Annotated in this window: 9 protein-coding genes, 1 pseudogene and 1 other annotated feature; of the genes and pseudogenes, 8 read left to right on the top strand and 2 right to left on the bottom strand. The window is 44.8% G+C overall.

Features of this window, described 5'->3' with window-relative positions; all coding sequences use genetic code 11:
- Nucleotides 1-36: 36 nt before the first annotated feature.
- From C805_RS08895 to proS, 5 genes are all read left to right on the top strand, one after another.
- Nucleotides 37-1,527, top strand: a complete 1,491-nt coding sequence (locus C805_RS08895; RefSeq protein WP_016213484.1) for a sensor histidine kinase — start codon at nt 37-39, stop codon at nt 1,525-1,527.
- Nucleotides 1,524-2,213, top strand: coding sequence for a response regulator transcription factor (locus C805_RS08890; RefSeq protein ID WP_016213483.1), 690 nt, complete (start codon nt 1,524-1,526; stop codon nt 2,211-2,213). The genes C805_RS08895 and C805_RS08890 overlap by 4 nt, the downstream gene beginning before the upstream one ends.
- Nucleotides 2,214-2,216: 3 nt before the next feature.
- Nucleotides 2,217-2,894, top strand: a complete 678-nt coding sequence (locus C805_RS08885; RefSeq protein ID WP_016213482.1) for an RluA family pseudouridine synthase — start codon at nt 2,217-2,219, stop codon at nt 2,892-2,894.
- A 76-nt stretch (nt 2,895-2,970) separates the two neighbouring features.
- Entirely contained in the window at nt 2,971-4,002 is a 1,032-nt protein-coding gene (gene ytvI / locus C805_RS08880) for a sporulation integral membrane protein YtvI (RefSeq protein WP_016213481.1), read from the top strand.
- Between the two features lie 47 nt (nt 4,003-4,049).
- Nucleotides 4,050-4,249: a binding site (T-box leader), on the top strand.
- 112 nt (nt 4,250-4,361) lie between these two features.
- Complete coding sequence (gene proS / locus C805_RS08875) at nt 4,362-5,804, top strand: proline--tRNA ligase (protein ID WP_016213480.1); 1,443 nt, start codon at nt 4,362-4,364, stop codon at nt 5,802-5,804.
- A gap of 1,081 nt (nt 5,805-6,885) precedes the next feature.
- On the opposite strand, the gene C805_RS08870 is transcribed toward proS, so the two are convergent.
- Nucleotides 6,886-7,164 (bottom strand): TIGR03905 family TSCPD domain-containing protein, encoded by a 279-nt coding sequence (locus C805_RS08870; protein WP_016213479.1) that lies wholly within the window; start codon nt 7,162-7,164, stop codon nt 6,886-6,888.
- A 293-nt stretch (nt 7,165-7,457) separates the two neighbouring features.
- Between C805_RS08870 and secA the strand changes: the two genes are divergently transcribed.
- From secA to C805_RS08855, 3 genes are all read left to right on the top strand, one after another.
- Nucleotides 7,458-10,022, top strand: coding sequence for a preprotein translocase subunit SecA (secA, locus tag C805_RS08865; protein WP_016213478.1), 2,565 nt, complete (start codon nt 7,458-7,460; stop codon nt 10,020-10,022).
- 142 nt (nt 10,023-10,164) lie between these two features.
- Nucleotides 10,165-12,774, top strand: coding sequence for an ATP-binding response regulator (locus C805_RS08860; protein WP_016213477.1), 2,610 nt, complete (start codon nt 10,165-10,167; stop codon nt 12,772-12,774).
- On the top strand, nt 12,755-14,062 hold the full coding sequence (locus C805_RS08855; RefSeq protein WP_016213476.1) for an ABC transporter substrate-binding protein: 1,308 nt from the start codon (nt 12,755-12,757) through the stop codon (nt 14,060-14,062). Before C805_RS08860 ends, C805_RS08855 begins: the two co-directional genes overlap by 20 nt.
- Nucleotides 14,063-14,436: 374 nt before the next feature.
- Here the strand turns inward: C805_RS08855 and C805_RS08850 are convergent.
- Nucleotides 14,437-14,580 (bottom strand): annotated as a pseudogene (locus tag C805_RS08850) (type II toxin-antitoxin system prevent-host-death family antitoxin); the annotation flags it as partial.
- Nucleotides 14,581-15,423: the final 843 nt, after the last annotated feature.

The following is a 15,423-nucleotide window of genomic DNA, read 5'->3' as shown; positions in this document are numbered from 1 at the left end:
GTATAATATAAGCTGTCGGAGGTTACAGCGATTATTATGAAATTAAGAACCAGATTAATCATTTCATTCTGTATTATTATATTTGTGCCGGTACTTCTGGCAATAGCCACCATATGGGGCTTCGGACAGTACCAGATGAAAGCGGTACGTCAGATTTATAACATAGACGGAAACGCCTATGACTATTTTGTAAATTCTTTTAAAGTGCTCAGCCGCTTTACCAAATCAGCCTATGAAGACCTGCAGGACGTATCGGAAAGCCTGCCGGAAAAACTTGAAGACCTCTCCTACCTGGAAGAAGTCAACCGTCAGCTTTCAGAAAAATATTCCTATCTGCTTGTGCGAAAAGGGCAGGAACTGATATACAACGGAAATACCGGTTCTGAACCTGTTCCGGAAAAGGACCTGCCGGAATATGACAGTGACGCCATCCAGAGTGCGGCCTCCGGTTTCTATATAGAAGGGGAGGAACAGGCCCTGATCAAGCAGATTGATTTTAACTTTCAGGATGGAGAAAACGGAAGCATTTTTATCATCACATCCATGGAACGGATTTTGCCGGACATCAAAGGCGTCCTGCTGGATCTGATGATCTCGGTATTCCTGATTCTGATTTTTACTGCAGGAATGCTTACGGTCTGGATTTATCAGGGAATTATCAACCCCATCCGGAAACTGGAAATAGCCGCCCAGAATATCAAGGCAGGCAACCTGGATTTCACCATCGAAGCAGAAGGAAAAGATGAAATTGGAGAACTCTGCCGGAATTTTGAAGAAATGCGGTTCCGTCTGAAGGAATCTGCAGAGGAGAAGGTGGCGGGAGAAAAAGAAAACAAAGTCTTAATCAGCAACATTTCCCACGATTTAAAAACCCCCATTACCGCCATTAAGGGATATGTGGAGGGCATTATGGACGGAGTGGCAGACACACCGGAAAAACATGACAGATACATCCGTACCATTTACAACAAGGCAAATGAAATGGATATGCTGATTAACGAGCTGACCCTGTATTCCAGAATTGATACCAACCGAATACCCTACAATTTCAACCGAATCAACGTGGCAGATTATTTTGAAGACTGTGTGGAGGAAGTAGGCCTGGATTTGGAGGCCAAAAATATCAAACTCACCTATATCAATTATGCAGACAGGGACGTACTGATTATTGCAGACCCGGAACAGCTCCGGCGTGTGATTAACAATATTATTGGAAATTCTGTCAAATATCTGGACAAGTCTCAGGGCTTTATCAATATGCGCATTCGTGATGTGGGAGATTTCATTCAGGTGGAAATTGAAGATAACGGAAAGGGAATCGCCGCCAGAGACCTGCCCTATATTTTCGACCGTTTTTACCGTACAGATGCATCCAGGAATTCAGCCACCGGAGGCAGCGGCATCGGCCTGTCTATTGTGAAGAAAATTATCGAAGACCATGGCGGAAAAATCTGGGCCAACAGCAAAGAAGAGACCGGAACCATTATGTATTTTGTAATCCGGAAATACCAGGAGGTAATAAGTTGAGCAAAGTATTGATTATTGAGGATGAAGTGGCAATCGCCGATTTGGAAAAAGATTATCTGGAGCTGAGCGGCTTCCATGTGGAAATTGAAAACAATGGAAATCAGGGGCTTGCACGGGCATTAAGCGAGGAATTTGACATGTTTATTCTGGACCTGATGCTGCCTGGCGTCGACGGATTCGAAATCTGCAAAAGAATCCGTGAAAATAAAAACACCCCTATTTTGATGGTATCTGCCAAAAAAGATGATATAGATAAAATCCGGGGACTGGGACTGGGGGCAGACGACTATATTACCAAGCCCTTTTCTCCCAGCGAGCTGGTAGCCAGGGTAAAGGCCCATCTCTCCCGTTATGAACGTCTGATCAACAGCAGCGTCCAGGAAAATGACGTTATCGAAATCAGAGGCCTGAAAATTGACAGGACAGCGCGCCGCGTATGGGTCAATGACGAAGAAAAACAGTTTACCACCAAAGAATTTGACCTGCTGACATTCCTTGCCCAGAATCCCAACCATGTATTTTCCAAGGAAGAACTGTTCAGCCAGATCTGGGATCTGGAGTCGGTGGGAGATATTGCAACCGTCACCGTACACATTAAGAAAATCCGGGAAAAAATTGAGTTCAGCACCACCAAACCCCAGTACATCGAGACGATCTGGGGCGTAGGCTACCGGTTTAAGGTATAATCCATGTTGAAAATAATTTACGAAGATCAGGCAATCATTGTCTGTCATAAAATGCCGGGCATTCCTGTGCAGACTGCAAAAACAGGGCAGCCGGACATGGTAAGCATGCTGCGGAACTACTTTGCAGATAAAAAAGAATCCTCAGACGTTTTCATTATCCGGCGTCTGGACCAGCCTGTGGAAGGAATTATGGTATTTGCAAAAGACCAGCAGACAGCAGCCATATTAAGCCGGCAGGTACAGGAAAAAACCGTGGAAAAAGAATACCTCGCCTTGGCAGAAGGCATTTTTCCGGAACCCTCCGGTATCCTGGAAGACTTTCTTCTGAGGGACGGCAAAACCAACACTTCTCAGGTTGTCCCCAAAGGGACAAAAGGAGCCAAATCAGCAAAGCTCTTTTATGAGGTTAAAAAAACAATTTCCGAGACAGACTTATCAGACGGACCTGTCAGCCTGGTAAGTATTCGTCTGGACACAGGGCGCCATCATCAGATTCGGGTACAGATGGCTCATGCCGGCCATCCCCTTCTGGGCGATAAAAAATACAATAAGAACTGTCCGCCTGGATATCTTCCGATAGGGCTGTGTTCTGTCCGAACCTCTTTTCATCATCCCACCACAGGAGAGTCTGTGGAATTCACCGTTCAGCCCACGGGAAAACTGTTTGCCTCTCTGATCTGACAAATGCCTGTTATGGAACATTCAACCAGACCTGTTTTTCCCGCATAAAAGACAGAAAACACCGCATACTGATTTCATGAAAACAGAAGCAAAAGAAAGTATGCGGAGCATAGGAAAAGTTCTGGGAATTACTCTGGCAGTTTACGCCGGCCTCCGCTGGCTGTTTCCGCTGGTAATTCCCTTTTTTGCTGCATTTTTGCTGGCAAAGCTCCTGAATCCGCTGGTAGAAAAACTGGAGAATAAACTAAAACTGAAAAGAAGTATCTGGGCCTCCCTGCTGGTGGGAATCCTGCTGTTGCTGCTGGGCCTTGCAGTCTTTTTTTTCCTGAAAACACTGGTAGAACAGATAAAGAATGTAACGGAACATCTTCCTGTTTACAGGCAGCAGGCCGGCACGTTCTGGGAAGAATGCTGCTGCCGGATTGAAAGCATCACCGGCATCAAAGCAGAACTGATTCAGAGCAGAGTGGAACAACAGATACCCCTGCTTATGAATCACGCCAGGACAAACATGCTCCCCACCGTAATGAACGGAACTATTCTGTATGCCAAAAACACCTTTGTATTCCTGGGCGTCTGCTTTGTGGTGATCATCAGCACCATTTTGATTCTGAAGGACTACAAAAACATGCGTAAGACACTGGAACACCACCCGGTAGGAAATATGGCCCTGAAAGTCTGCCGCAGAACTTACGAGGCAGGCGGCGCCTATATCAGGTCTCAGATAATCATCATGATTATCATCACTGTAATCTGTGTGGCAGGACTGTACTTTTCCGGCAATGAATATGCACTGCTGGCCGGCTGCGGCATTGGTATCTGCGACGCCATGCCTTTTCTGGGAACCGGAACCATTTTTGTACCCTGGGCGATCATTGAGCTGCTGCAGGGGAAATACATGCTGGCAGCCATTTATACTGTAATCTACACCATATGCACTCTGATGCGGGAAATTCTGGAACCAAAACTTCTGGGAAACAGGTTGGGAATGCATCCGCTGGCTGTGGTAATCACCATGTATGTGGGACTGGAAATTTACGGCCTGTGGGGATTTGCTCTCGGCCCCCTCTCCTACATTTTGATAAAGGAAATATACCTGATTACTTGACAATCCCCACAATTTGTCTTAGAATAACCATTACCAGTAAAAACAGAAAACTGGCGAAGAAAAGGATCAGTACGGACAGGAAGATGTACAGAGAAGAAATCAACGGTGAAAGATTTCCCATACCATTGCCCGGAACCCGCCTTTGAGCCGCGTATGAAAATACGACGTACTGCCGCGTTAAGGCAATTGAGAGAACAGCAGATTTGCTGTTAATAAGGGTGGTACCGCCGGATTTCCGGTCCCTGACGGGATTGGATATCCGGCTTTTCTTGTACCTGAAATCCTTTCTGCACAGCGAATCTGTCTCCCTGTGTCAAAAAATAACTGTTTATATCCCATAAAGAAAAGGAGAATAAATCATGGCAAAGGACAAAAAATTAGTGGAAGCCATCACGTCCATGGATGTGGATTTTGCACAGTGGTATACGGATGTGGTAAAAAAAGCAGAATTAATTGAATATTCCAGTGTAAAAGGGTGCATGGTAATCAAACCGGCAGGTTATGCCATCTGGGAAAACATCCAGAAAGAACTGGATCGAAGATTTAAGGAAACAGGCGTGGAAAACGTATATATGCCCATGTTTATTCCGGAAAGCCTGCTGCAGAAAGAAAAGGATCATGTGGAAGGGTTTGCCCCGGAAGTAGCCTGGGTAACCCATGGAGGCCTGAATCCATTGCAGGAAAGAATGTGCGTCAGACCCACCTCAGAAACTTTATTCTGCGATTTCTACGCAAATGATATCCAGTCATACCGTGATCTGCCCAAATGCTACAACCAGTGGTGCTCTGTTGTCCGCTGGGAAAAAGAAACCAGACCCTTCCTGCGCTCCAGAGAATTTTTATGGCAGGAAGGACACACCGCTCACGCAACTGCAGAAGAAGCCGAAGAACGGACCCTTCAAATGCTGCATCTCTATGCAGATTTCTGTGAAGAAGTGCTGGCAATGCCGGTCATCCGCGGACGCAAAACAGAGAAAGAAAAATTTGCCGGCGCAGAAGCAACCTACACCATCGAGGCGCTTATGCACGACGGCAAAGCGCTCCAGTCCGGCACCAGCCACAACTTCGGAGACGGATTTGCCAGGGCCTTTCATATTCAGTACACAGACAAAGACAACAAACTCCAGTACGTCCATCAGACCTCCTGGGGAATGACCACCCGGCTGATCGGAGCAATTATCATGGTACACGGCGACGACTCCGGCCTTGTGCTCCCACCGGAAATTGCACCGGTTCAGGTTATGGTAATTCCCATCCAGCAGCATAAAGAAGGAGTTCTGGACAAAGCTGCTGAATTAAAAGACATGCTGAAACAGTCAGGCATCCGCGTAAAAATGGACGACAGTGACAAGAGCCCCGGCTGGAAATTCTCTGAACAGGAAATGCGCGGTATTCCCATCCGTATTGAACTTGGTCCCAAAGACATGGAAGCCGGAAAATGTGTGCTGGTACGCCGGGACACCAGAGAAAAAATCGAATGTGCCCTGGAAAATGCGGCAGAAACTGCAGCGGAACTGCTGAAAACCATTCAGAAAGATATGTTTGAACGGACAAAAAAACACCAGCAGTCTCATGTTACAGATGTAACCTCCTACGATGAGTTTAAAGACGCTGTGGAACATAAACCAGGATTTATACGGGCCATGTGGTGCGGTGACGTGGAATGCGAAAATAAAATAAAAGAAGACACAACAGCCACTTCCCGCTGTATGCCTCTGGAAGAACAGAAAGCTGTCTCAGACGTATGCGTTTGCTGCGGAAAGCCTGCACATAAACTGATTTACTGGGGAAAAGCCTATTAAGAATGACAGAACAAAGAATCCTGCTTTGCAGGATTCTCCGCCTGAGCGGCTCTTTCCTTTTGCATAAGTGAACCTGTACAACAACTAAAAGGCTGCACCGATATCAACTTCATCTGGTGCAGCCTTCTATGCTATGTTGTCCATGGGACTCTACCTCATTCTTTCTGAAATCCTGATTCCTTTCCTGGAAATTTTGCTACCTCTGAGTCAAATGGTATGTATCCATATATGAACGAATCGCACTGGAATATCATACGCTGTTTCTTCTTTGATTGCTAACTCAGGGCTTCTCTTGAAATTCCTCCTGATTTCTTCTTTTTCTTAAAATCTTTCTGCTTCGGACTTCTGAATCTGTAAATCTTCAGTTAAATCCAGTACAAAACATTTCGTATCCGCTTCTGTCTTATTTTGTTTCCCCATTCCGAAAATATAAGATCGGATGTTATCGCTTCTGCTCATATCCGGTTCACGTCTGAACCGTCTGGAATCATCCAAATTAAATATCAACAGTCCGGATAATAACCTTACTATAATTTCCCATTCCGAAAACTCAACTTCTGATTTCAGCTTCTAAAAATAATTCTGTTCCGGAAAACCAACTTCCGTCTCTCCATTTCCAAAATTCCTTATCGGAAAGATTTCCATTCTGTCTGTCCTGTACCTCCTCTGCTTATAAACTGAGAAGATTTCATTTTCTTATTCTGGTGGTCCGTACCTCTCTTTCCTGAATTATGAGATATTACATTCTGTTTTCGGTGGTCTGTACCTCCTTCTCTGAATTTTGTTTGCTGTCGTTGTTTTGTTTTGTGAGTTTATTATATCTAATAAATTTTAAAATGTCAACAATTATTTTTAAAATTTTATATTAAAGCTGCTTATAAATGAAATAATAGAAATAAGTTGTAGAATATTCTGAAAATTTAAGTTTCATTCCAGAATGGCCGTCTTAATACAAAAATAACCGCAGGCAAACCGGATTCAGAATTTCCGGCATCAAAAACCCGCCTCCCCTCTGCCTGAAAGCAGAATGGAACGCGGGAATGTATCTCATCTGTTATTCATCTGTTCTGATACGAAACATCTACTTCTGAGCTGCTTCATAAGCAGCCCGGCAGGCTTTGGCAAGCTGGTCGCCGCAGGAAGTGGGTCTTCCGTTACAGGAAATACCGCCTATTTTTTCCTCCACCTGTTCGATGGTCATACCCTCCACCAGTTTGGGAATCGCCTGCAGATTTCCATGACAGCCACCGGTAAACTTCACATATTTCACAACATTTCCATCCAGCTCAACTTCAATCTGAGTGGAACAGGTTCCTCTGGTCTTATACATATAGCTCATTTTATCCATCTCCTTTTCCATAAAGATTCCTCCGTCCTCTTCCCGCATGGAATCCATACGGCTTTCCGGGGAACGCACGACGGTACAGCACATCCGATATCCGTCAGATACCGCTGTATACCGGAAAATATTACTGAAAAGTATAACACAAAATCTCCGAAAGGAAAAGGGAATTTCATAAAAAATTCATAATTCGTTCATGGGATAAAGTATTGTGAATAAAATCATTAAGTGGTACAATATAAGAAGTTGTCCTTATAAACGGAATAGAATCGGCGGTATTTACCGCCGAAGTGAAAACAGGAGCAAATATTATGGGTATTATGAATAAAGTTTTCGGGACCCACAGTGAACGGGAATTAAAAAGAATCAATCCCATTGTGGAAAAAATTGAATCTTACCGTCCTTCCATGATGGAGTTGCCCGATGAACAGCTGAAAGGCAAAACAAAGGAATTAAAAAAGAGGCTGGAAGAGGGAGAGACACTGGACCAGCTGATGCCGGAAGCATATGCAGTGGTACGGGAAGCGGCAAGGCGTACCCTTGGTATGGAACATTACCGGGTACAGTTAATCGGCGGTATTATCCTCCATCAGGGACGTATTGCAGAAATGAAAACCGGTGAAGGAAAAACACTGGTATCCACTCTGCCTGCCTATCTGAATGCCCTGGAGGGAAAAGGAGTTCATGTTGTTACCGTCAACGATTATCTGGCTCACCGTGATGCGGAATGGATGGGAAAGGTACACGAATTTCTGGGACTGACCGTAGGCGTGGTACTGAACTCCATGGATAACGATGAGCGCCGGAAAGCCTATGGCTGCGACATTACCTATGTGACCAACAATGAGCTGGGATTCGATTATCTTCGCGACAATATGGTTATTTACAAAGAACAGCTGGTACAGCGGGATCTCTGTTATGCCATCATCGACGAGGTTGACTCGGTACTGATTGACGAAGCCCGAACGCCCCTGATTATCTCCGGCCAGAGCGGAAAATCCACCAGTCTTTACGAAGCCTGTGATGTTCTTGCAAGACAGCTTACCCGCGGCGAGGATATGCCCGAATTTTCCAAAATGGACGCCATTATGGGTGTGGAACAGGAAGAAACGGGAGACTTTATTGTAAACGAAAAAGACAAAGTTGTAAATCTCACAGCAGAAGGTGTGAAAAAGGTAGAACAGTTCTTCCGGATTGAAAACCTGGCAGATGCGGAAAATCTGGAAATCCAGCACAATGTGATTTTAGCTCTGCGGGCCCACAATCTCATGTTCCGGGATCAGGATTATGTGGTGCAGGATGAAAAAGTTCTGATTGTAGATGAATTTACCGGACGTATTATGCCCGGCCGGCGTTATTCCGACGGCCTCCATCAGGCCATTGAGGCAAAAGAGCATGTAAAGGTAAAACGGGAAAGCAAAACCCTGGCCAACATCACTTTCCAGAATTTCTTTAATAAATATACGAAAAAAGCCGGAATGACCGGTACTGCCCTGACCGAGGAAAAGGAATTCCGTGATATTTACGGTATGGACGTTATTGAAATTCCCACAAACATGCCGGTTGTCCGGGAAGATTTGCAGGACGCAGTATATAAGACCAAAAAAGAAAAATTCCATGCAGTAGTAGAGGAAATAGAAAGGGCCCATGCCAAAGGCCAGCCGGTACTGGTAGGTACCATCACCATTGAGACTTCTGAATTAATCAGCGGTATGCTGAAACGCCGGGGCATCCAGCACAAAGTCCTGAACGCCAAATTCCACGAGCTGGAAGCTGAAATCGTGGCAGAAGCCGGTCAGCACGGAGCTGTAACCATTGCCACCAACATGGCCGGCCGTGGTACGGACATCAAACTGGACGAAGACGCCAAAGCTGCCGGAGGGCTGAAAATCATCGGTACGGAACGGCACGAATCCAGACGTATTGACAATCAGCTCCGGGGACGTTCCGGCCGGCAGGGAGATCCGGGTGAATCCCAGTTCTTCATTTCTCTGGAAGACGATCTGATGCGGCTTTTTGGCTCCGAAAAGCTGATGGGTATGTTCAATGCACTGGGCGTACCGGAAAATGAACAGATTCAGCACAAAATGCTGACAAACGCCATTGAAAAAGCCCAGATGAAAATCGAGAGCAACAACTTTGGAATCCGTAAAAATCTTCTGGAATACGATCAGGTTATGAACGAACAGCGGGAAATCATCTACGCAGAACGCCGCCGGGTACTGGACGGGGAAAGCATGCGGGATGTAATCTACAAAATGATCACTGACCGGGTGGAGAATACGGTAGACACCTGTATTTCCGCAGATCAGGGAAGTGAGGAATGGGACCTGAACGAACTGAATCAGCTTCTGATTCCCATTATTCCTCTGAAACCGGTAACTCCGGAAGATGTTAAAAATATTCAGGCCAATGAACTGAAGCACAGTCTGAAAGAACAGGCAGTAAAAGCATATGAAATGAAAGAAGCAGAATTTCCGGAGCCGGAAGCTGTCCGTGAACTGGAGCGGGTGGTGCTTCTGAAAGTCATCGACCGCAAATGGATGGACCACATCGACGATATGGACCAGCTCCGCCAGGGTATCGGCCTGCAGGCATATGGTCAGCGTGATCCGCTGGTGGAATACAAGATGAGCGGTTACGACATGTTCGACGGAATGATTGCAAATATCCAGGAAGACACGGTGCGCCTGCTGTTCCATGTGAGAATTGAACAGAAAGTAGAACGGGAACAGGTGGCAAAAGTAACGGGAACCAATCGGGATGAATCCATGCAGAAAGGTCCCAGAAAACGTGACTCCGCAAAGGTATATCCCAACGATCCCTGTCCCTGCGGAAGCGGAAAAAAATATAAGCAATGCTGTGGAAGGAAATAAATCTGCTACTTATTTCCCATACCGCAGGAGGCTGGCTGCCCATGATTTTTCACCAGGGGCAGCCAGCCTTTTCTTGACTTTGCCAGGTCTTTCAAGGTACAATAGGATTACAAACGCAGTTATATAAAAGGTGATTTATAAAATGAAAAAGAAAGTAAAAAAAGACAGGTCCGGCAAAGAGTTTGCCCTGATTGTATCCTTTGCAACCGTTTTCTGTATTCTTGGATTATTTGTATTTTCTGTTGCCAGAAGAACCGCCCAGGAAATGTCCGAAGCAGCTATTGACAACCTCAGTGAAAATCTGGATTTAATTCAGGGGACAATTGAGGCAATTTTTAACAAAGAAGCAGAATTCCAGAAACTGATTGCCAGAGAAATCGAGATGATGGAAAATCCGGAAGAATTTATCCGTACTTACAATCGGAACAAGACCATGGTAAAGCTGTCTCTGGTACCCGTTGGTGAATCCGAAGGAATTTCAAATACAGGAGAACCTTTTTATCCGGAAGAACTGGACTTCTCTTCCGGAAAAAAAGTAGAAGGCCTGCCCATTTCCGCTTCTTATATAAACCATATGGGAGCATGGTCCTATACTCTGAAATGCCCCATCATAAAGAACAGACAGACAGCAGCAACACTCTACATTGAATATATTTACGAATCTCTGGACACAGCACTGCCCAACAGATTTTATAACAGTATGGCTTCTCTCTATATTATGGACGCCAAAAGTGAGCGGCTTGTACTGAAGCCCAAAGGAATGGGAGAACGGGAAGCCGGCCATGTGAATCTGGAAGATTTTTACCGTGCCAACCAGATTATGGAAGACGATGTGCAAAATGAAATCACAAACAGTATAAAAACCGGTAAAGATGTCATGTTCTATCATGATGTTCAGGACAAAAAATCTCTGATCTACATGTGGTCGGTAAATGACGGAACCATTTATCTGATTGGATATGTACCAATAGAGGCCATACAGCGGGAAGGCAGCGCAGTAAATCAGAATATTCTTACGGTAGTGGCAGTTATGCTGGTTGCCTTTCTGTTCTGCTGTGCAATATATTTTTTCGCCGAAAGGAATCAGAAAAAAGCCCGGAGAGAACGGGAAAAGGAACGGGAACTGCACAACCGGCAGCTGGCAGAAGCTCTGCAGGCGGCACAGGTGGCCAGCAAATCCAAAACCATGTTTCTCTCCAATATGTCTCATGATATTCGAACACCCATGAACGCCATTCTGGGATTTACCACTTTGCTGGCAAAAGATGCGGATAATCCCAAAAAGATCCGGGAATATACCAGAAAAATCACTGCCTCTGGCCAGCATCTGCTTAGTCTCATCAATGATGTGCTGGATGTTTCCAAAATTGAAAGCGGAAAAGTGGTTCTGAATATTGGCGAATTCACTCTGAGCAGCATAGTATCTTCTGTAGACGCCATTATCCGTCCGGCAGCCAAAGCAAAAAAACAGACCTTTGAGGTAACGGTGACCGGGATTAAAAATGAATGTCTTGCAGGAGATGAAACAAGAATCAACCAGATTCTGATTAATCTGCTCTCAAACGCAGTAAAATATACCCAGGAGGGCGGAACCATCTGTTTTCGAATTATGGGACTGGAGCAGCGTTCCAGCCAGTATGAGCATATCCGTATTGAAGTAGAGGACAATGGATACGGTATGACGCCGGAGTATCTGGAAACTGTTTTTGACGCCTTCACCAGAGCGGAAAACAGTACCACTAACAAGGTGCAGGGAACCGGACTCGGCATGGCCATTACCAAAAATATTGTGGAACTGATGGGCGGAACCATCCATGTAACCAGTGAGATAAACCGGGGAAGTCTTTTTACCGTAGAACTGGAACTGCGTATCCCGGAAGAACGTACAGACGAAAAATTCTGGAAAACTCATAATATTTCCAGAATTCTGGTGGTGGATGATGAGGAAGATATCTGTGCAAATGTACAGATGTTAATGGAAGACAGCGGTGTGCTGGTAGACTCTGCCCTGAATGGAGAAGACGGAACCAGACTGGCCTGTGAGGCAAGTCAGAAAGACGAACCTTACCATGTCATTTTACTGGACTGGAAAATGCCTGGTATGGATGGAGTGGAAACTGCCAGAAGAATCCGTGCCTCTGTGGATAAACATATCCCCATTCTGTTTCTTACCGCATACGACTGGGATGATCTGAAAGAAGAAGCTGCCCAGGCAGGAATTGACGGATTCCTCGCCAAACCCTTTTTTGTATCTGCACTGAAAGAAAAAATTCTGGAGGTCCGCACAGAACTGGAACATCGTGAAGCAGATACAGCCCCCCTGGAACAGTACAGCCTGGAAGGCTGTCATTTCCTTGTGGCAGAAGATAATGAAATCAACGCGGAAATCCTTGCACAGCTTCTGGAACTGGAAGGCGCTGCCTGCGAAATTGCCGAGGACGGTCAGATCACACTGGAACGCTTCATAAATGCACCGCCAGGAACTTTTGACGCTGTTCTGATGGATGTTCAGATGCCCCGGATGAACGGATATGAAGCTACCAGAGCCATCCGGAAGCTGAATCGTGAGGACGCCGGAACAATACCGATTATTGCAATGACTGCAAATGCTTTTGCTGAGGATGTGAAAGACGCTTTAGAAGCAGGCATGAATGCCCATATTGCAAAACCAGTGGACATGAACCTGTTAAAGAAAACAATAAATCAATATCTTCAAAGAAAGGAACCGGAAAATGAAGAACATTTTTTATAAAGCAGGAACCCTTTTGCTGGCCGGACTGATAACTGTCACGTCATCATCCTGCGGACAGAATCATTCTTCCGATAAAAATCTGGCGAAAGATAATGAAGACCGTATTCGTTCAGTCATGCTGTTTGCCCCCATGGAAAAATCTGACCCGGAAAATGAAAATGTTTCCAGAACTGCATTTGACATAACCGTGGGCATGGCAGAAGAAAAGCTGGGTGTAACGGTGGAATACCGGACTTATACAGCAGAAAATTATCAGGAAAAATCTTATGATGAAGTATCCCTGGACCGGGCCCGGAACAATATGGATGATTTTTACCTGTTAAATCCGGATACAATCCGAACCCTTGGGGAAGAAAAAAAACTTGCTGATTTATCAGATCTCGACTGTGCCAGGAACCTGCGTGACGTGGTAAAAACAGCCAATACCATTAATGGAAAATTAGTGGCTGTTCCCCAGGAAGTAGTGGTAAACGGCCTGTTTATAAACAAAGACATGTTCGATAAATATAACCTGGAACTGCCCAACACGCCGGAAGAATTTCTGGAATGCTGCAGAGTATTGAAAGAAAACGGAATTGAGACCCCCGTGGGGGCCAACCGCTGGTGGCTGGAAAATTTTGTGTTCGCACAGGCTTATGCAGATTTATACAACGGAGATACCACAGACCAGGAAATCGCTGCATTAAACAGCGGAGAAGCAAAATACAGCGATTACATGCGCCCTGGCTTTGAATTTCTGCAGGAACTGATTGACAAAGGCTATGTAGACGCCAAAACAGCTTATACCTATGAAGCAATCGAAGGAGAAGGGCCTGATTTTCTGGCTCAGAAAACTCCCATTGTTATGGCCTACTGGGGTGCCGCAAATGCAGACACCGCCTATGGAAAACCGGATTTTAATCTGCAGGTTATCGGGTTCCCCAGCAAGCTGGGACAGATGCCTGTGGTATCAGTGACAGGCTTTGGCGTCTGTGCAGAAGCAGAACATCTGAAAGATACCATGGATGTTCTGGACGTAATTCTTTCCGACGAAGCTCTTCAGAAGTACACAGAGACCAACAACGTCATTTCTCCCTCCAAAAATGTACAGGTGGAATGTATTGACGCTTTAAAACCTCTGAACGACCGTTTCAATGAAAATATTTATGTACTGGGTTCCAATGCCAGTATGAAGGTGGAACAGTGGGGAAATACCTGTAATATCGTGCGGAATCTGTTAAACGGAGCAACCGTGGACGAATGCATGGCAGAATTCGACAAACTGCAGGAAGAATCCCTGAAAAAATAAAAGCTGATTTTGTGCAGCATATTTTGCGGCATATGACATGTCAGATCTTATCATCAGCCAGCCCCTGCTGTACAGCGGGGCTGGCTGATTTACAGGACTGCAGATATCAGAAATGAATAAACCGCCAGACTGTCTTTTTCCTGTCTGCGAATCCAAATTGGTAATTTCCAAAGATCTGTTTCATAAATTTTTACTATTTCTTCTCCTGCTGATTTTCTGTTAATACCACAGGCCGGCTGCCATACATCTGGTACAGCTGTTCACCGCTCATCAGACCGCCAATTGTAGGGTTTTCTATGTGCTCTCCTGTCCTGAGTCCATAGGCTGTGCTGAACAATATTATCAATTTGTTATCATTATTGTGCTATCAAAAAACGATCACGCTCATAATCTTCAATATCCATAACTACGAAACGTCCTCTGCCATTCTTAGTCAGATATACCGGTTCTCCTTTCTGACAATTTTTCAGGACTTCATTATAATTTCTCAAATCAGATACTGGTAAAATATTTGCCATATCCTTTCCGCTCCTTCTTTTGATTTTAAATTGTTTCTGCTGCTTCTATTATACACAAAAACTGTAAAATTCAACGTGGATTTTTACAGCTTTTTATCTGTTTCTATATATTTTATTCAGTGAAGTTATTTCAAATATTCCTCAAAAATTGCTTCAGGTTCTTTATTTCCTTTCAGAAATCCATACTCTTCTTTGCTTTTAATTTCAACAGCCAATGCACAAACAATAATACCAAAAAAATATGGTTTTCTATGGGCCTTCGGCTTACAGGAACATACATTTTGCAATTTTCACTCCACTTCTAGCGCAATGCCGTTTTAAGTTTTTGGCACTTTCATTCTGTATCTTCGAAATCCTGTCAACATTCCAGTTCAAAAAATCATTTTCAATTCACCGCCTCGATGGCAGACTCCGCCAAAATCAAAGTCACGATCCCTGTGCCATGGCCTTCCCTCCCCTCGGATTTTGGCTGCTTTCGTCCACCTTTCTGCTCATAACATCTGTCCTTCTTTCATTGGTTCCTTCTCTTAAGTCGGGCAGTATTCTCTGCCCTGATACTTATTGTAATTCTAAAACGCTCTCCTGGAACAGCCTTTTCTGCCTTTTGTGGATATACTTTTCTTCTGCCCGTCTTTCAGGCGTTTTCCATTCTGATACAGGCAGACTGGAACAGGATATTGCAACAGTGAACAGTTATTCCCGTCAGTTTCGCTGTATAAAATTCTGTATTTTTTCATGTATTGGTTTACCCTCACTTCACTTTTGCATAAGAATATTGCTCAGAGGCGATTTGTAAAGTGCTTCTGTTCGGGTAAATGTAAGATTGGTGGGTTAAACACCGAT

The sequence above is a fragment of the Eubacterium sp. 14-2 genome, assembly GCF_000403845.2.
Taxonomy (GTDB): domain Bacteria; phylum Bacillota; class Clostridia; order Lachnospirales; family Lachnospiraceae; genus Petralouisia.
This window is presented reverse-complemented; position numbering and strand designations above follow the sequence as displayed.

Coding starts and splice junctions, on each gene's coding strand:
- proS (WP_016213480.1), top strand. CDS start 4,362: ATGGCAAAGGACAAAAAATTAGTGGAAGCCATCACGTCCATGGATGTG.
- C805_RS08895 (WP_016213484.1), top strand. CDS start 37: ATGAAATTAAGAACCAGATTAATCATTTCATTCTGTATTATTATATTT.
- C805_RS08885 (WP_016213482.1), top strand. CDS start 2,217: ATGTTGAAAATAATTTACGAAGATCAGGCAATCATTGTCTGTCATAAA.
- secA (WP_016213478.1), top strand. CDS start 7,458: ATGGGTATTATGAATAAAGTTTTCGGGACCCACAGTGAACGGGAATTA.
- C805_RS08860 (WP_016213477.1), top strand. CDS start 10,165: ATGAAAAAGAAAGTAAAAAAAGACAGGTCCGGCAAAGAGTTTGCCCTG.
- ytvI (WP_016213481.1), top strand. CDS start 2,971: ATGAAAACAGAAGCAAAAGAAAGTATGCGGAGCATAGGAAAAGTTCTG.
- C805_RS08855 (WP_016213476.1), top strand. CDS start 12,755: ATGAAGAACATTTTTTATAAAGCAGGAACCCTTTTGCTGGCCGGACTG.
- C805_RS08870 (WP_016213479.1), bottom strand. CDS start 7,164: ATGGAAAAGGAGATGGATAAAATGAGCTATATGTATAAGACCAGAGGA.